The following is a 17,391-nucleotide window of genomic DNA, read 5'->3' as shown; positions in this document are numbered from 1 at the left end:
TTCTGTCAAACGATATGAATCGATGATCGATCGAGGCGGGACGAGGAACGCGGAGGGGGCTGGCCCATTGATGTCGGAGCAAGCGGGGAGAGCGCGGCATGCGGCGACGGTTGATGGTTCTGGCCCTGGGGCTTTCGCCCCTGGCCGCGTGCCTGCCCAACGGCGTCAAGGACGCCTCGAAGCTGGCGATCTGGCAAGCCAACGGCCTGCCGGCCAAGGCCACCCTGCTGAACCGCATGGCGCCCAAGGGCTTCTTCGGACCCAAGGCCGAGTGGTCGGGCGCCGGCCCGGGCGTCTGGACCGCGACGACGGGGCCGGGGATCGTCCTGACTGCCCGTGACGCAGCCAACGGCGAGGCGGCCAGCTACACGCTCGTCGCCGCCGAGCGGCCGGCCTCGGTGGAGAAGGGCTCGCCGATCCGCGACTTCGTGGTCGCCGTCGCCCCGCCGCATCTGATCTCTGACGCCGAGGCCATCGCCAAGCGGCTGCAGATCTTTTCCGACGCCTCGGAGCCAGCCGACGCGGCCCTGGGCGGCCTGCTGTTCCGCTATACGCCGGCGGGGGCGGGCTACCGGATCGACGTCGCGCCCGCCTCGTCGTCGCCGCCGTAGACCCGCACCCAGTCGACCAGCAGGCTTTCGGGCAGGGCGGCGTCGTCGACGCCCTTGCGGCCCGTCGTCTCGGCCCAGCGCCCGCCGACCGCCAGGTTCAGGATCAGGTGGAAGCGCTCGTCGAAGGGCCGCCCGCCCGGGCGGCTGAAATAGGGTTTGCCGTCGATCGACCAGGTCAGGCGGCGCGGCGTCCAATCCAGGGCGAAGACGTGGAAGGTCGTCAGGTCGTCGAGCCGGGTCTCGGCGCTGTCGCTGCGGTTGGCGGCCAGGGTCGGGCCGTGATGCGCCGCCGCCCGCACCACGTCGCGGCAGGACAGGCAGCTGACGCCCAGGTTCACCGCCTCGGCGATGTCGAGTTCGCCCGACAGTGGATAGGGGCCGTAGTTGTCGTGCTCGGGCAGCATCCAGATCGCCGGCCACAGGCCCTGGCCCAGCGGCAGCTTGGCCCGCACCTCGATGCGACCGTAGCGGAACGAGGCCAGGCCCTTGGTGTGGATGCGGCCCGAGGCGTAGTCGCGGGCGATGCGGGGCGCGCCGGGGCCGGTGTCGCGGACGGCCGGGCCGGTGGTCCTCGCTCGCCGCGCGGTCAGGCGCAGCACCCCGCCCGAAACCGAGACAGCGGCGGGCGTGTAGCACTGGCGCTCCTCGTTGCCGCCGCCCCAGCAGTCGTTCGACGCCGCCCACCGAGCGGGATCCAGCCGGTCGCCGTCGAACTCGTCGGACCAGATCAGCCGCGGGGCCGCAGAAGCCGGGACGGCGAACATGGCCAGCAGCAGGACGAGGCGGATCACGGGATCGCCGTCGTCGAGCGGCCGTCCTCCGGCAGGGCCAGGGTCACGGCCTTCTTGCCGGCCTTGGGCAGCAGGATTTCCAAGCCCGACACGGCCCGGGGCGCGGCGGCGGTCAGGGCCCAGCCGGCGCCGCGCGGCTCGACGTCCAGCTCCAGGGCGTCGCGGGCCGACCACCAGTCGCCGAAGCGGTCGGTCGCGCCCATCCAGGCCCGGCCCTTCCAGCGGTCGGCCAGGGCCGCCTCGAAGGCCAGCTTGTCGCCCACCGTGTTGGGATGGATCAGCACCGTGACCACGCCCCGGTCACGGGCCACCCTGGTCACCAGGGCGTCGGCGGCGTCGAGCCGCTGCGGCAAGGGCGGCGGCGCCTCGTCCTCGATGGCGACCGGGAATTCGAACACCGGCTGCAACGCGCCGTCCGCGCGGCCGTCGGTCAGTTGGAAGGGCAGGTGGGTCAGCACGGTGTTGGCGGTGATCGACGAGGAATAGCGGTAGCCGCTGGCGTCCAGAGCCTGGGGCAGGGTGAAGGGATAGGCCAGGCGCCCCGGCCGGAACGAGACGACCCTGGCGCCCGCCAGCCGTTCCAGCAGGAACTTCGACACCCGCAGTTCGCCGAGGATCGACGCGCCCCGGACGGTGTCGACCGTCTCGACGAACGGCCGGTAGCGGGGATAGCGCTCGCGGCCGTCGCCCAACGGCATGGTGTGCTCGAAAGCCCCGGAGTGGGCGACGGTGTGGCTGCCCACCTCCTGGCCGCGCGCCAGCAGGCCCTTGACGTCGGTCACGGCCGCCTCGTCGAAGAACACCTTGTCGTTGTAGTCCTTCATGTACTTGGTCTGGACGTAGAAGGTGCCGCGGATGTCGCGCGCCTTCAGGGCGTCGGCATAGGCCAGGGCGTTATGCACCGACGGGCCGTAGTCGACATCGTGGGTGAATAGGATCGACACCTGCTTGCCGGCCGGGGCGGTGGAGACCAGCCAGGGCATCGGCTCGCCGGCCACGTAGAGGTCGCGCACCCAGCGGAACAGGCTGTCGAGCGAGGGCTCGTAGCCGTTGACGTAGCGCCGGGCCAGGGCCTCGGCCCTGCCGTTCATCGACCGCTGGGCCAGCGAGCCGAGATCCACGCCCAGCACGCAGGCCTGGCCGCCCACCTGGCGGCAGGCGGCGGCTGTCGAGCCGTCGTCGAAGCGGGCGGCGACCTGGGCTGTTCCAGGCGCGTAGCCGACGCTGGCGACCTTGGCCTCGCCAGCCGAGGAGACGACGATCTCGTCGACCTCCGGCTCGCCCGTCGTCCGGCTCCAGCGCAGCCGCAGGCGGGACGAAGCCTCGGTTCCCGGGCCGACGCCGAACAGCTCGCCCAGTCCGCCGCCGGCCAGGTTGAAGGCCAGAACCGTGCCGCCGTCCCGTACGTGCTGGGCCAGGGCGCGCAGTTGCTCGCCGGTCAGCACCCGGCCCGAGACGATGGGATAGACCAGCACAACCTTGTGGGTCAGGGCCTTGGCGGGATCCTGGGTGACCGTGATCGGCACGCCGTGGGCGCGGAAGCCGCGCACCAGGCCCAGCCACCCCGACTGCGGGTCGGTGACCAGTATGGCCAAGCGGTGCGGGCCGCCCTTGTCGAACTGGGCGATGCGGGTGCGGGGCGGCTCGACGATCTTCGAGGCCTGGGCCGGGCCGCGCACGCCGGGGAAGACGTGCATGACCGAGGGATCGGGTCGTTCGCGCCACCACCACCAGCCGCCGGCGAGCAGCACGGCGAGGACCAGCAGCAGCAGCGGCAGGCGGCGTCGGAACATGCGTCCTCCGGTCGGGGGAGAGGGGCGCGCCCATCCAAACCCGAAAACGCCAAACGCGCGAGCCTGTGATTTCGCCGCGCGGCGAGGTTGCGGTCTGAGGGCGAAGCTTTCCCTTCGGCGCGTGGGCTTCTATATGCGGACGCTTCCTGTTCGTTGTTCGCCCCCGGAAAGACGCCCCGTCCCATGGCCCGCATCCTGATCACCTCGGCCCTGCCGTACATCAACGGCATCAAGCACCTGGGGAACCTCGCGGGGTCGATGCTGCCGGCCGACGTCTATGCGCGCTTCCAGCGGGCCCGCGGCCACGACACCCTCTACATCTGCGCCACCGACGAGCACGGCACCCCGGCCGAGCTGGCCGCCTCGGCCGCCGGCCAGGACGTGGCGACCTATTGCGAAGAGCAGCACGTGCTGCAGCACGACGTCGGCCGCGCCTTCGGCCTGTCGTGGGACCATTTCGGCCGCTCGTCCTCGCCGCAGAACCATCGCCTGACCCAGCACTTCGCCGAGGTGCTGGAAGCCCAGGGGCTGATCGAGGAGCGGGTCGACCAGATGGTCTACTCGATCGACGACCGCCGCTTCCTGCCCGACCGCTACATCGAGGGCACCTGCCCGCACTGCGGCTTCGAGAAGGCGCGCGGCGACCAGTGCGACAACTGCGGCAACCTGCTGGACCCGACCGACCTGAAGGATCCGTACTCGGTGATCTCGGGCTCGCGGAACCTCGAGGTGCGCGACACCAAGCACCTCTACTTGCTCCAGACCAAGATGGCCGAGCGCATCCGCGCTTGGGTCGACGCCCACCCCGACTGGCCGACCCTGGCCAAGTCGATCGCCTACAAGCACCTCGACGAAGGCCTGATCGATCGCGGCATCACCCGCGATCTGGCCTGGGGCGTGCCGGTGACCAAGGACGGCCTGCCGCGTCCGGGCATGGAGGAGAAGGTCTTCTACGTCTGGTTCGACGCGCCGATCGAATACATCGCCGCCACCCAGGAATGGGCCGAGGCCGGCGAGGGCCGCGACTGGCGCTCGTGGTGGCGCACCGACGCCGGCGCCGACGACGTCCGCTACGTCCAGTTCATGGGCAAGGACAACGTGGCGTTCCACACGGTCAGCTTCCCGGCCACCATCCTCGGCTCGGAAGAGCCGTGGAAGAGCGTCGACATGCTCAAGGCCTTCAACTGGCTGAACTGGTACGGCGGCAAGTTCTCGACCAGCAACAAGCGCGGCGTGTTCATGGACGCGGCGCTCGACATCCTGCCGCCGGATCTCTGGCGCTGGTACCTGACCTCGAACTCGCCGGAAGGCAGCGACACGGCCTTCACCTGGGAGCAGTTCGCCAGCGCCGTGAACCGTGACCTGGCCGACGTACTGGGTAACTTCGTCAACCGCATCCTGAAGTTCACCGAGAGCAAGTTCGACGGCGTCGTGCCGGAGGGCGGCGAGATCGGTCCGCTGGAAGAGAAGCTCTACGCCGACGTCGCCGAGCGCCTGGCCGACCTCGCCGAGCAGATGGACGCCATCGAGATCCGCAAGAGCGCCCAAGCGCTGCGGGCCCTGTGGGTGGTCGGCAACGAGTACCTGCAGGAAGCCGCCCCCTGGACGGCGATCAAGACCGACCGCGACCGCGCCGCGGTGATCGTGCGCACGGCCCTGAACCTGGCGGCGCTCTACGCCCGCATCTCGGCCCCTTTCATCCCGTTCGCCGCCGAGAAGATCAGCGAGGCCTTCGCCCAGGCCTGGCCGCCCGCGTGGCCGACCGCCGACGTCGCCGCCGAACTGTCGACCGTGCCGGCCGGCCAGGCCGTGCGCGCGCCGGAGGTGCTGTTCAAGAAGATCGACGAGGACATGATCGCCGAATGGGCCGCGCGGTTCGGCGGGGCGGAGTGACCTGATCCCTCTCCCCCTGCGGGAGAGGGTGGCCTCCCGGAGGGAGGCCGGGTGAGGGGTCTCTCAGACATCGAACGCCGCGACAGCCGAACCGCTGTCGCGGCGTTTTTCGTTCGTGCGACCCCTCATCCGTCGGCTTTCGCCGACACCCCGGATCAAGTCCGGGGCAGGCTCTTCTCCCGCAAGAGGAGAAGGATTTTCTTCCCCTTCGTCCAACACCGATCTACGGGACGGCCATGCCGCTCGTCGTCCGCCTCTGCCTGTTCTACGTGGCCATCTATCTGGGCACGGGCGTGAGCCTGCCCTACATCGCCACCTTCCTGCGGGCCAAGGGGCTGTCGGGGGCCGAGATCGGGGCGGTGCTGGCCGCGCCGCTGCTGCTCAAGCCCTTCACCGGCCCGGTGCTGGCCGTCTGGGCCGACGGGTTCAGGCTGCGCCGCTCGCCGATGATCCTGCTGGCGGTCGCCGCCGCCGTCGCCTACCTCGCCATGCTGGTCGCGCCGGGGTTCTGGGGCCTGCTGATCTGCTGGCTGCTGGGCGCGACCCTGCTCTCGACCATCTCGCCGCTGATCGACGTCGTCACCCTGCGCCGGGCGCGGCTGGAGGGCTTCAACTACGGCCTGCCGCGCGGCTCCGGCTCCAGCGCCTTCATCGCCGCCAACTTGGTCATGGGCGTTGTGCTGACGATCGCTGGGGCCGACATCATCGTCGTCTGGATCACCGTCGCGGCCCTGCTGGCGGCGGCCGCCGCCTTCGTGCTGGTGCCGGCCGAGCAGGTGCACGAGGAGGGCGAAGCCCCGCCCAAGCGCGAGCGCTGGAAGGGGCTGGGCCAGCTGCTGACCGACCGGGTGTTCGTGCTGGCGGTGGTCACCGCCGGCCTGATCCAGGGCGCGCACGGCTTCTACTACAGCTTCTCGACCATCCTCTGGCGCAGGCAGGAGATCCCCGAGCCGATCATCGGCGTGCTGTGGGGCGTCGGCGTCGCGGCCGAGGTCGGGTTCATGTGGTTCCTGGAGCCTTGGCGACGGCGGGTTGGCCCCGGCAAGCTGCTGGCCATGGGCGCCGGCGCGGCGGTGATCCGCTGGACCGCCTACGCCTTCGCCCCGCCGCTGTGGGCGCTGTTTCCGCTGCAGATGCTGCACGCCTTCACCTTCGCGGCCAGTTTCCTGGCTTCGCTGCAGCTGATCGAGCGCCTGACGCCGCCGCGCAGCGCCTCGGCCGCCCAGGCCCTGAACTCGGCGGTGTCGCAGGGCTTCACCCTGGGCGCGGCCACCTTGGCCTCGGGGCCGCTGTTCGACGCCCTGGGCGTGAAGGGTTACTGGGCGATGGCGGCGCTGGGCGCCCTGGGCCTCGTCGGCGCCCTGGTGCTGGGCCGCAGCGCGCGGGTGAAGGCGGCGGCTTGAACCCGCCGGGCGACGTCGCGCGTTCTGGCCTCGACGCCGGACGTCCGAGGAGGAAGCAATGCCGCAGGACAGCGACTTCGCCGCGTTTCTGGAAGAGCGCCGCCGGGTGGCGCAGGCCTATGTCAACGGTGACGCGGGACCGCTGACCGAGATCGCCGCCCGCGCCGAGCCGGCCAGCTTCTTTCCACCGAACGGCGGCCGGGAGGAGGGGGCCGGCCACGTCATCGCGGTCAACGCCCGCGGTGCGAGGAGTTTCGCCGGCGGCGGCGAAACCAGCCTGGAGATTTTGCACAGCGACGCCGACGGCGATCTCGCCTACTGGACCGGCCTTCAGCACGCCACGGTGCGGATGGAAGGCAAGTCCGAGCCGGTCGAAATGCACCTGCGCATCACCGAGATCTTCCGCCGGGAGGGCGGCGACTGGAAGATGATCCATCGCCACGCCGACCCGCTGGCCGACCCCAAGCCGCCGGGCGCCTAGGGCCTTCCGGCCTCAGATCTCGTAGGCGATCTCCTGGCCTTCGAGCCACTCGACGATGCGCTCGGCCGCGGCGACCGGATCGACCTTGGTGGTGTCGATGACCAGTTCGGCCGCCTCGGGCGCCTCGTAGGGGCTGTCGATGCCGGTGAAGTTCTTCAGCTGGCCCGAGCGGGCCTTCTTGTAGAGGCCCTTGACGTCGCGGCTTTCGGCCACGGCCAGCGGGGTGTCGACGAACACCTCGACGAACTCGCCGTCGTTGAGGATCTCGCGCGCCAGGCGGCGCTCGGCCCGGTAGGGCGAGATGAAGGCGGTCAGCACGATCAGGCCGGCGTCGACCATCAGCTTGGCGACCTCGGCCACCCGGCGGATGTTCTCGACGCGGTCCTCTTCGGTGAAGCCGAGGTCCTTGTTGAGGCCGTGGCGAACGTTGTCGCCGTCCAGCAGATAGGTGTGGCGGCCCAGCGCGTGCAGGCGCCTTTCCACCAGATTGGCGATGGTCGACTTGCCCGCGCCCGACAGGCCCGTCAGCCACACCACGCGGCCGCGCTGGCTCTTGAGGGCCGCGCGCGAGGCCTTGGTGACGTCGGTGTGCTGCCAGTGGATGTTGTCGGCCCGGCGCAGGGCGAAGTTCAGCAGGCCCGCGCCGACGGTGCGGTTGCTGATCCGGTCGATCAGGATGAAGCCGCCCAGATCCCGGTTGTCGGCATAGGCCTCGAACGGGATGGCCTGGTCGAGCGAGATGTTGACGTGGGCGATCTCGTTGAGCTCCAGCCGCTTGGCGGCCGTGTGCTCCAGCGTGTTGACGTTCACCCGGTGCTTGATCTCGGTGACGCTGGCGCCGACGAGGCGCGCGCCGATCTTCAGCAGGTAGGAGCGGCCCGGGGGCAGGGGCTCGTCGTCCATCCAGACCAGGGTGGCCTCGAACTGGCCGGCGACGGCGCTAGGGCTGTCGGCGGCGACCAGCACGTCGCCGCGGCTGACGTCGACTTCATCGGCCAGGGTGATGGTCACCGACTGGCCGGCGACGGCCTGATCCAGGTCGCCCGGCAGGGTGACGATGCGCGACACCGTGCTCTCGCGGCCGGACGGCAGCACCTTGACCCGGTCGCCCGGCTTGACGACGCCCGAGGCCACCTGGCCCGAGAAGCCGCGGAAGTCGAGATTGGGGCGGTTGACCCACTGCACCGGCATGCGGAACGGCTGGGCCTGCAGGCTGTCCTCGACCTCGACGCTCTCCAGCCAGTCCATCAGGATCGGGCCGTCGAACCACGGGGTATGCTCGCTGCGCACGGCCATGTTGTCGCCGCCCAGGCCCGAGATCGGGATCGGGGTGAAGACGGTCAGGCCGATCTTCTCGGCGAAGGCGCGGTAGTCGGCGACGATGGCGTCGAACACCGCCTGGTCCCAGCCGACCAGGTCCATCTTGTTCACCGCCAGCACCACGTTGCGGATGCCCAGCAGGGACACGAGGTAGGAGTGTCGGCGGGTCTGGGTCAGAACGCCCTTGCGCGCGTCGATCAGGATCACGGCCGCGTCGGCGGTCGAGGCGCCGGTGACCATGTTGCGGGTGTACTGCTCGTGGCCGGGGGTGTCGGCGACGATGAACTTGCGCTTGTCGGTCGAGAAGAACCGGTAGGCGACGTCGATGGTGATGCCCTGCTCGCGCTCGGCGGCCAGGCCGTCGACCAGCAGGGCGAAGTCGATCGCCCCGCCTTGCGTGCCGACGCGCTTGGAGTCGGCCTCGAGGGCGGCCATCTGGTCCTCGAAGATCATCTTGCTGTCGTAGAGCAGCCGGCCGATCAGGGTGGACTTGCCGTCGTCGACGCTGCCGCAGGTGATGAAGCGCAGCAGCGACTTGTTCTGGTGGGCGACCAGATAGGCTTCGATGTCTTCGGCGATGAGGGCGGACTGGTGAGCCATCAGAAGTAGCCCTCCTGCTTCTTCTTCTCCATCGAGGCGGACTGGTCGTGGTCGATGACCCGCCCCTGGCGCTCGCTGGTGGTGGTCAGGAGCATCTCCTGGATGATCTCGGGCAGGGTCGAGGCGGTGCTCTCGACGGCGCCGGTCAGCGGATAGCAGCCCAGGGTGCGGAAGCGGACGCTCTTGATCTGCGGCTCTTCGCCTTCACGCAGGCGGAAGCGCTCGTCGTCGACCATGATCAGCGCGCCGTCGCGCTCGACCACCGGCCGCGGGGCCGAGAAGTAGAGCGGCACGATCGGGATGTTCTCCAGGTGGATGTATTGCCAGACGTCCAGCTCGGTCCAGTTGGAGATCGGGAAGACGCGCAGGCTTTCGCCCGGGTGCTTGCGGGTGTTGTAGAGCTTCCAGAGTTCGGGGCGCTGGTTCTTCGGGTCCCAGCGCTGCTCGGCCGAGCGGAAGCTGAACACGCGCTCCTTGGCGCGGCTCTTTTCCTCGTCGCGGCGGGCGCCGCCGAAGGCCGCGTCGAAGCCGTACTTGGCCAGGGCCTGCTTGAGGCCTTCGGTCTTCCAGAGGTCGGTGTGCAGGGCGCTGCCGTGGTCGAACGGGTTGATGCCGCGCGCCTCGGCCTCGGGGTTCTTGTGGACCAGGAGATCAAAACCAAGCTGCTCGGCGATCTTGTCGCGCAGCTCGTACATCGCCTTGAACTTCCAGGTCGTATCGACGTGCAGCAGCGGGAAGGGCGGCTTGGACGGATAGAACGCCTTGGCGGCCAGGTGCAACATCACCGCGCTGTCCTTGCCGATCGAGTACAGCATGACCGGGTTTTCGCACTCGGCCGCGACCTCGCGCATGATGTGGATGCTCTCGGCTTCCAGGCGCTGCAGGTGGGTCAGACGGGCGGGCGTGATCGCGGGCATAGGCGGCTCGAGAGCGACGGCGGACGCCTGGGGTGCAAGCTGGGTAAGGGGCAAGACAGTCGTCCGCAAACAGAAAAACTTCATCGGCGCCAGACGGCGTTCCGACGAAGAACCGGGGGAGCCTGCGACCTAGGTCTCCGGGGCCTCGCGAGCAAGGCGCAGAAATCTAGGGGCGCTGTAAGCTTGTGTGGGCGCCCGGTTGCGGCAACATGACCAAAAGTTCATTCGAGCCTGGCCGTAGGTTGCGGCATAACGACGGTATCGGATCGACGGGTGAACCGATGTCATTTCTGACTGAAATCTTCGCGGCTATCGTGCTGTGGCTTTCGGCCATGGCCCTGTGCCAGTTCGGCGTGGTCATCGAAAGCAAGATGCCCAAGCCCAAGGCCGAGCGCACCGTGGCGCGCACGCCGCGCGACGCCGCGCGCATCGACACGCCGCCGCAAATCGTCTGTCCCGAGCGCGCCGCGGGCGTCGTCCGCGCCTGATCCGTCCGCCCCGAGAGCGCCTCGAAAAGCCCCCCGGATACGCGTAAGGCGTGGCCGGCTTTGGGGAAAACCGTTGCAAGCGGCTAGGCGCAGGCGTCATTCGCGGCTAGGTTTACTCGCCTGCGCGAAGAAGGGGCTTGCGCGCTGTGTCGCTGTGAGAGGCCCCCTCGCCGTTCGCCTTGGGACAGTGGCTGCGTATGAAGCCTAAGAAGCGCCGACCGCTCGACTTTTCCACCCTGCCGGTGGAGACGCCCCGCGAGGATGCGGCGCCCCCTTCTGGTCTGACCGATGCCGACTCACTTGCCGCCTCGTCCCAGGAGCCCGACCCCGACGCGCCGGTCACCGAGCCGGACAACGACCTCGACATCGCCGATCCCGAAACCGGGTTCCTGGCCGCGCCGCCGCGTGGCGCGCGTCCGCCGTCGTACCAGGCGCCCGAACCCCAGGCCGAGCCCTCCGCCGAGCCCGCTCCGGAACCGCTGACCTCGTCGGTCGCGCCGGAACCGGAACCCGAGACCTCGACGCCGGATCCGTTCGAGCCGGTGCTGCGCGAGGACCGCACCACGGCCCGCCGCTCGTTCTTCCGCACGACGCAGCCGCCGGAGCCTGCGCCGGAGCCCCCGCCGGCTCCCAAGTTCGAGCCGATCGCGCCCGAACCGGTCGCCGAGGCCGCGCCGCCGGAACCCGAACCCGCGCCGGCGCCCGAACCCGAGCCCGTCCCGCAGTATGGTTCGATGCGCGCTCGCCTGAAGGCCGAGCGTGAGCGGGAGCGTGAACGCGAACGGGCCAGCGCGCCGCCGGCCGACGACCTGTCGCCGCTGCCCACCTTCCTGACCGCGCCCGCCGCCGCCCAGCCGCCGGCCCCGCGCGTCGAGCCCGAGCCGCCCGCCAAGCCGGAGCCGGCCAAGCAGTCGGTCGCCCAGGCCTCGGCCCAGACCCCGGGCCGCCCGGTCCAGGCCCTGTCGGAGACGAGCGAGCGCAAGCCGATGCCCGGCGGCGTCTATTGGAGCCTGGCCGTCTGCGTCGCCGCCCTGTGGGCCGTGGCGCCGGTGATGTTCGCCCTCGGCTACGGCCCCAGCTTGCCGATGCCGATCACCATGGCGGTGTTCTCGGCCCTGGCCGCCGGTCCGGCCGCCTTCATCCTGCTGGCCGCCTACATGCTGCGCCAGGCGCTGGGCGTATCGGCCGAATTGCGCCGCACCCGCCAGCTGACCGACCAGCTCCTGACCCCCGCCACGCTGGCCGCCGCCGGCGCCACCGGCGTGGTCGACGCCCTCAGCGGCCAGATCGACGCGGCCACCAGCGCCGCCGACGCCGCCCGCGAGCGGATCGTCACCCTGCGCCAGGCGCTCGCCGAAGAGACCGCCCGCTTGGTCGAGGCCGCCGACACCTCCAGCCGCATGGCCAAGCAGCTGGCCGAGGGTCTGGGCCACGAGCGCAGCGCCATGCAGGCGCTGTCGACCACGCTGGACGCCCAGTCGACCTCGGTGGTCGACGCCATCGGCAGCCAGGCCCGCATGGTCGCCGAAGCCTCCGATCTGGCCGAGACCCAGCTGCGCGAAGCCGAGGCCGCGCTGGCCGCCCGCGCCGCCGACCTGGCCGCCGCCGCCGCCGAGGCGTCGGACGCCGCCCGCGTCGGGGCCGAGGACCTGTCGCGCCAGATCGCCCGCCTGGAAACCGCCGGCCAGGGCGTCGGCGACCAGATCGGCAATGTCGAACGCAGCCTGGCCTCGCAGCGCGCCGCCCTGGTGGCCGCCGCCCAGGCCCTGCGCGCCGACCAGGAGGACTTCTCCTCCGAGACCGAGACCCGCACCGCCCAGCTCACCGAGTTCGTGGCCTACACCCGCGTCGGCGCGTCGGAACTGGGCGACATCGCGGCCATGGGCGCCGAGGTGCTGCGCGGCCTGATCGTTTCGTCCGGCGATCAGCTGCGCGAGATGGCCGAGGCCGCCCGCGCCGAGCGCGAGGCCCTGGCCGCCGAGACGCAAGCCGCCCTGGCCCGCCTGGAAGCCGCCGCCGCCGATCGTCGCGGCGATCTCGAGGGCGAGCTGACCCGGGCCATGAACGCCATCACCGACGCCGCCCAGCGGGCCGGGGAGGGCGTGGAACTGCGCGTCGAGACCGCTCGCGGCCGTGTCGATCAACTGAACGAGATCGCCTTCTCGGCCGGTCAGAAGGCAGACGCCGTGTTCGAATCGCGCATGCAGGAGGCCCGCGACCTGATCGAGAGCTCGGCCCAGGTGGTCGAGCAGGCCGGCGCCCGCACCGCCCAGAAGTTGGCCGAGAGCGTCGAGACTTCTCGCGCCTCGATCGCCGAGATGGAACGCATCCTGGCCGAGGCCGGCCAGCGCAGCGCCGCCCTGCCGGGCGAAGCCCTGGCCCGCGCCGCCGAGGTCCGCGCCCAGATCGAGAAGGGCATCGACGACCTGCGCGCCGCCGCCCGCAAGACCGCCGAGGAGACGGCGGCCATCGACCAGGCCTTCCAGGACCGCGTGCGCCGCAACTACGAGATGCTGAGCGAGGCGGTCAGCACGATGAACGCGGCCGCCGCCGCGACGCCGACCTTCGCCGCCCCGTCGAACCGCGGCGCGGCCGGCCTGGTGCGTCCGCCCCAACCGCAATCTCAGCCGCAGCAGTCGGCTCCGCAGCCCGCGCCGCAACCGGCCCCGCCTCCGCAGCAGCGCCAGGCGCCGCCGCCGGTCCAGCCCGCGCCGCAGCCGCCGCGCGCCCAGACCCCGCCGCCGGCGCCCTATCCCTATCCGAACGACGACTTCGCGCCGTTGGAGCCGCCGCCGCGCCAGCGCCTGAAGCTGACGCCCACGGCCACCGACGACGAGTTCCGCACCATGTTCGACGCCGCCGGCGGTCGCGGTCCGGCCCCGGCGCCGGCCGAGCCCGCCCAGGACGAGGGCTGGAGCTGGAAGACCGTGCTGGGCGACGCCCAGAACAGCTCGCCGGGCGACGCGGCCCTGGGCGAAAAGCTGGCCGGCGAGATCCTGTCCATGGGCATCGACCCGTCGGCCCTGCTGCCGCGCGGCCGCATCGACGAGATCGCCGCCGCGATCCAGACCCACGACGAGGACGGCGCCCGCGAGGTGGTCAAGAAGCTGGCTCCGGCGGCGATCCGTCGCCTGGTCCGCCGCCTGTTCTCGGACGCCCCGTTGAAGTCGAGCGCCGAGCGCTTCGTGCGCCGCTACGCCGGCATGATCAACGAGGCCGCTCAGCAGGACCGCGAGGGCTTCCTCGTGGCGGCCCTGTTGGCCTCGGAAGCCGGCCGCGCCTACCTGCTGCTGGACGCGGCCGCCAGCGACCTGGCCTGATCCGGTGCTGAAGCGCGCCTTCGACCTCGCCGCCTCGGCCGCGGGCCTGCTGGCGCTGGCCCTGCCGCTGCTGGTGGTGGCGGCGTTGGTGCGGGCCACCTCGCCAGGGCCGGCTGTCTACTGGTCGCAGCGGGTGGGGCGGGGCAACCGCCTGTTCCCGATGCCGAAGTTTCGCACCATGCGGATCGACACGCCCGAGGTCGCCACCCACCTGCTGGACGACCCGCACCGCTGGCTGACGCCCGTGGGGCCGTTCCTGCGCAAGACCAGCCTGGATGAGCTGCCGCAGCTGTGGAGCGTGCTGGTGGGCCACATGAGCCTGGTCGGTCCGCGCCCGGCCCTGTTCAACCAGGACGACCTCGTCGCCGCCCGCACCGCCGCCGGTGTTCACCTGCTGCGCCCGGGGGTCACCGGCTGGGCCCAGATCAACGGCCGCGACGAGCTGGCCATTCCCGACAAGGTGGCGCTGGACGCCGAGTACCTGGCCCGGGCCTCGTTCCTGTTCGACCTGAAGATCCTGGCCGGCACCGTCGCGCCGGTGGTGCTGGGCAAGGGCGTTCGGGCCTGACGCTTCGGGCCTTGCCTCCACGCGTTCTCATCGGCCAAGCTGAACCTTGGGGCGAGTTGTGGGGGCGTGATGCGGAAGATCGGACTGGGCGCGGGCCTGACGGCGGCCGCCTTGATGGCGCTGGCCGGCTGCGCCGAGCAGAAGAAGGCGCCGCCCCTGCCGCCGCTCGACGGCCTGCTGGCCTTCAAGGACGCCGCGCGTTGCCAGCAGGCGCCCGACCTGGAGCGCCTGACCGCCAGCATCGTCAAGTTCGAAGGCTCTCCCTGGGACCTGACCGTCCTGCCCGGCGCGCTTGAGGTTCCGGAGGCCTACCGCTCGCGACTCGGCGAGACGGACGTCGAGGTGACCGGCGACACCTATCGCGCCAGCGTTCCGCTGTCGGGCGCCTGGCGCGGGCTGACGGTGCGAGAGATCGCCGTCGGCGGCTGGATGGGCCACGGCGATCGTTGGTGGATCGGCTTCGACGCGCCGCTCGAGGACGTGCTGCGCGAGGCCAATGCGGCGGGCTTCAAGCTCGGCGGCCAGGGACGGCGCGTGGACACCAGCGGCCCCAAGAGCGTGAACGTGACGATCGCCGTCGAACGGGATCTCAACGGCGGCGCGCGGCTGAGCTGCGCCGTCGACTGAGCGGTCGGAACGGGCTCCGTGCACGGAGCGTTGGCTCCGGGCATCGAACCCGGAGGACATCCCATGACGCGGATCGCACTGACCGCTCTCGCCCTGGCCCTGGCGAGCGGCGGCGCCCACGCCCAGGCTATCGCCCGCGACGAGGCGCTGGCGGCCAAGGGCGCCTTCACCGTCGGCCAGATCGAGGACGCCGACGTCATCGACTCGGCCAATCGCAAGGCCGGCGAGGTCGAGCACGTGATCCTCGACGCCGCCGGCAAGCCGACCGCCGTGATCATCGAGATCGACCGCGTGGGCCCCGACAAGAAGGTCTCGGTCGCCCTGGCCGACGTCTCGGTGGCGCCCGAGCCGGGCGATTCGAACGACTATCTGGTGCGGACGAAGCTGACCAAGGACCAGCTGGCCAACCTGCCGGAGTGGAAGCCGTAGGGCGCAATATCTCCGTAAAATCCCCGCGAAAGCGGGGACCCAGGTTTTTGTGAAAGGCCTGACGCTCGACGATAAAACGCCTGGGCCCCCGCTTTCGCGGGGGTTTACGGGATGAGTTGGCCCAGTTCCCCGTAAGCCTTCTCCACCGCCGCCACGAACGTCGCGTTCGACGCCAGTTCGGCCGGGAACACCGCCTCGATCGCCAGGAACGCCGCGACATCGCCCTTCACGTCACCCGGCAGGGCCCTGACGACGGCGAGCAGGCGGTCGGCCAGCGGGTCGGTGACGGCCACGCCTTCGGCGACGCGCTTCTTCAGGAAGTGGAACCAGGCGGCGATCGGCACGGCCAGGCGCTCGACCGGGCGGCCGGCTTCCAGGGCGTCCTTCACCGTGCCGAGGATGCGGAACGGCAGCTTCTGCGAGCCGTCCCAGGCGATCTGGCTCAGGAAGTGGCGGATCTCGGGATTGCGGAAGCGGTCGAGGATGGCCTCGGCGTAGGCGACGAGATCCAGGCCGCGCGGGGCGGTCAGGGTGGGGATGATGTCCTGCACCATCAGGTCGCGGGCCAGGGTCTCCAGCGCGGGGTCGCCGACCGCCTCGAACACCGTCTCGTGGCCCTTCAGCAGGCCGGCATAGGCCAGGGTGGAGTGCACGCCGTTCAGCAGGCGCAGCTTGGCTCGCTCGAAGCCGCGCACGTCGTCGGTCAGGGTGACGCCGACGGAGGCGAGGTCGGGAGCGTTCTCGCCCAGCACGTCCTCTACCACCCACTGGGTGAAGGCCTCGCGCTGGATCGGCCAGGCGTCGGCCAGACCCGTGGCGGCCTGGACGCGGGCGCGCAGGGCGTCGTCGGTGGCCGGGGTGATGCTGTCGACCATGGTGCGGGGGAAGGCGGCGTTCTGCTCGATCCACGCGGCCAGGGCCGGATCGACGGCCTCGGCGAAGGCGATCGTGGCCGCCTTCAGCCGCCAGCCGTTGTCGGCGAGGTTGTCGCAGGCGACGACCGCGTAGGGCGGCAGGGCGGCGGCGAAGCGACGGCGCAGGCCCTCGACGATGTAGCCCACGGCGCTGACCGGGCCGCGCGGCGAGGCCAGGTCATGGACGATGTCGGGATGGGCCGTGTCGAGCTTGCCTTCGCCGGTCAGGCAGTAACCCTTTTCGGTGACGGTCAGGGTGACGAGGCGCGTCTGGGGCGCGGCGAGGCGGGCGAACACCGCCTCGGGATCTTCCGGCGCGACCAGCACTTCCAGGATCGAGCCGATGACGCGGAAGCTGGTTTCGCGATCCAACTGGGCCAGGGTGTAGAGGCCGTCCTGGGGCGAAAGCGCGTCGCGCACGCCGGGGCTCTTCAACGAGACGGCGCAGATCCCCCAGCGCGGATCGCTCTCCAGCAGCCGGTCGAAATAGAAGGCCTGGTGAGCGCGGTGGAAGGCGCCGGGACCGAAGTGGACGACGCCGATCTCCACCTTGTCGCGGTCGTAGCCGGGCAGGGCCGTGCCGGGCAGGGCGGCCGGATAGCTGACGGCGCGCAGGCGCAGGGACGAGCTGGCGGTGTCGGTGGTCACAGGGGGCGCCTCGATAATGCTGGTTCGGCGGATCTGGCGTCCGCCCGGACGCCTAGATGCGGCGCCGAGACACCGGTGGCAATCCTGTCTTGGGCGTCCTTGCGCCTTCGGCCCGGTGATCCGGCGGAAAGCGACCCCGCGTTATAATTTTCACATAAAACCGAAGGCTGTAGCGCCAAACTTGCCGCCGCAAGGGAAGAGCATGCGCAAGTTTCTGATCATCGCGGCGGTGTTGGCGTCGGGCGTCGCGGCGTCGAGTTGCGACCGGGTAGAGGCCGACGCCCCGGCCGCCCAGCGGGCGGTGGTGACGCGGGCCTGCGTCGACGGCAAGCTGACAGGCCTGGGCCTCAAGTACGACCGGATCGGCTGCGCCTGCGCGGCCAACGTATTGCAGGCTCAGCTGTCGCCGACGGCGATGACGGTTCTGGAGGACTATGCGCGTGGCCGCGAGAACGGCTTCGCCCATGCCTTGCCGACCTTGCCGGCCGAGGAGCAGGCGCTGTTCGCCAAGGGCGGCGCCAGCCTGGCCAAGGTGGCGGCCGACTGCCGCTGATCACGGCCGACGAGTTTCAAAGAAAAATCTGGGGG

The 17,391-nt window shown here is 70.8% G+C and carries 15 protein-coding genes; 10 read left to right on the top strand and 5 right to left on the bottom strand.

Going from position 1 to position 17,391, the window contains the following annotated elements:
• Positions 1 to 98: 98 nt before the first annotated feature.
• Positions 99 to 611 (top strand): hypothetical protein, encoded by a 513-nt coding sequence (locus AC07NS_RS17105; RefSeq protein WP_494605123.1) that lies wholly within the window; start codon positions 99 to 101, stop codon positions 609 to 611.
• On the opposite strand, the gene AC07NS_RS17100 is transcribed toward AC07NS_RS17105, so the two are convergent.
• Both AC07NS_RS17100 and AC07NS_RS17095 read right to left on the bottom strand, forming a co-directional pair.
• On the bottom strand, positions 569 to 1,402 hold the full coding sequence (locus AC07NS_RS17100; protein ID WP_494605122.1) for a glycoside hydrolase family 16 protein: 834 nt from the start codon (positions 1,400 to 1,402) through the stop codon (positions 569 to 571). The two genes, AC07NS_RS17105 and AC07NS_RS17100, sit on opposite strands and share 43 nt — an antisense overlap.
• On the bottom strand, positions 1,399 to 3,195 hold the full coding sequence (locus AC07NS_RS17095) for a polysaccharide deacetylase family protein (protein WP_494605119.1): 1,797 nt from the start codon (positions 3,193 to 3,195) through the stop codon (positions 1,399 to 1,401). Before AC07NS_RS17095 ends, AC07NS_RS17100 begins: the two co-directional genes overlap by 4 nt.
• Positions 3,196 to 3,378: 183 nt before the next feature.
• Here AC07NS_RS17095 and metG point away from each other — a divergent pair, with 183 nt between their 5' ends.
• From metG to AC07NS_RS17080, 3 genes are all read left to right on the top strand, one after another.
• Complete coding sequence (gene metG / locus AC07NS_RS17090; RefSeq protein ID WP_494605118.1) at positions 3,379 to 5,088, top strand: methionine--tRNA ligase; 1,710 nt, start codon at positions 3,379 to 3,381, stop codon at positions 5,086 to 5,088.
• A gap of 236 nt (positions 5,089 to 5,324) precedes the next feature.
• Positions 5,325 to 6,491 (top strand): MFS transporter, encoded by a 1,167-nt coding sequence (locus AC07NS_RS17085; RefSeq protein WP_494605116.1) that lies wholly within the window; start codon positions 5,325 to 5,327, stop codon positions 6,489 to 6,491.
• Positions 6,492 to 6,549: 58 nt separating this feature from the next.
• On the top strand, positions 6,550 to 6,972 hold the full coding sequence (locus tag AC07NS_RS17080) for a YybH family protein (RefSeq protein ID WP_494605114.1): 423 nt from the start codon (positions 6,550 to 6,552) through the stop codon (positions 6,970 to 6,972).
• Positions 6,973 to 6,984: 12 nt separating this feature from the next.
• Here AC07NS_RS17080 and cysN read toward each other — a convergent pair whose 3' ends face one another.
• Together cysN and cysD are read right to left on the bottom strand one after the other, a co-directional pair.
• Positions 6,985 to 8,892, bottom strand: a complete 1,908-nt coding sequence (cysN, locus tag AC07NS_RS17075) for a sulfate adenylyltransferase subunit CysN (RefSeq protein WP_494605112.1) — start codon at positions 8,890 to 8,892, stop codon at positions 6,985 to 6,987.
• Positions 8,892 to 9,863 (bottom strand): sulfate adenylyltransferase subunit CysD, encoded by a 972-nt coding sequence (gene cysD / locus AC07NS_RS17070; protein ID WP_494605110.1) that lies wholly within the window; start codon positions 9,861 to 9,863, stop codon positions 8,892 to 8,894. The genes cysN and cysD overlap by 1 nt, the downstream gene beginning before the upstream one ends.
• Positions 9,864 to 10,090: 227 nt before the next feature.
• Between cysD and AC07NS_RS17065 the strand changes: the two genes are divergently transcribed.
• The 5 genes from AC07NS_RS17065 to AC07NS_RS17045 all read left to right on the top strand — a co-directional run bounded on the left by AC07NS_RS17065 (position 10,091) and on the right by AC07NS_RS17045 (position 15,241).
• Positions 10,091 to 10,297, top strand: coding sequence for a hypothetical protein (locus AC07NS_RS17065; protein ID WP_494605108.1), 207 nt, complete (start codon positions 10,091 to 10,093; stop codon positions 10,295 to 10,297).
• A gap of 197 nt (positions 10,298 to 10,494) precedes the next feature.
• Entirely contained in the window at positions 10,495 to 13,617 is a 3,123-nt protein-coding gene (locus AC07NS_RS17060; RefSeq protein ID WP_494605106.1) for a polar localization protein TipN, read from the top strand.
• Positions 13,618 to 13,624: 7 nt separating this feature from the next.
• Complete coding sequence (locus tag AC07NS_RS17055; protein WP_494605750.1) at positions 13,625 to 14,185, top strand: sugar transferase; 561 nt, start codon at positions 13,625 to 13,627, stop codon at positions 14,183 to 14,185.
• Between the two features lie 69 nt (positions 14,186 to 14,254).
• Complete coding sequence (locus AC07NS_RS17050; RefSeq protein WP_494605104.1) at positions 14,255 to 14,812, top strand: hypothetical protein; 558 nt, start codon at positions 14,255 to 14,257, stop codon at positions 14,810 to 14,812.
• A 63-nt stretch (positions 14,813 to 14,875) separates the two neighbouring features.
• Positions 14,876 to 15,241, top strand: coding sequence for a PRC-barrel domain-containing protein (locus tag AC07NS_RS17045; protein WP_494605102.1), 366 nt, complete (start codon positions 14,876 to 14,878; stop codon positions 15,239 to 15,241).
• 104 nt (positions 15,242 to 15,345) lie between these two features.
• Here the strand turns inward: AC07NS_RS17045 and AC07NS_RS17040 are convergent, their stop codons facing one another.
• Positions 15,346 to 16,803: a mannitol dehydrogenase family protein gene (locus AC07NS_RS17040; RefSeq protein ID WP_494605100.1), complete on the bottom strand. Its 1,458-nt coding sequence runs from the start codon at positions 16,801 to 16,803 to the stop codon at positions 15,346 to 15,348.
• Between the two features lie 202 nt (positions 16,804 to 17,005).
• Here AC07NS_RS17040 and AC07NS_RS17035 point away from each other — a divergent pair, with 202 nt between their 5' ends.
• Positions 17,006 to 17,356 carry a hypothetical protein gene (locus tag AC07NS_RS17035; RefSeq protein WP_494605099.1) on the top strand — a complete coding sequence of 117 codons (351 nt, stop codon included), beginning with the start codon at positions 17,006 to 17,008 and terminating at the stop codon, positions 17,354 to 17,356.
• Positions 17,357 to 17,391 lie beyond the last annotated feature (35 nt).

This window comes from Caulobacter sp. GW821-FHT10A10 (assembly GCF_059415745.1).
This window is presented reverse-complemented; position numbering and strand designations above follow the sequence as displayed.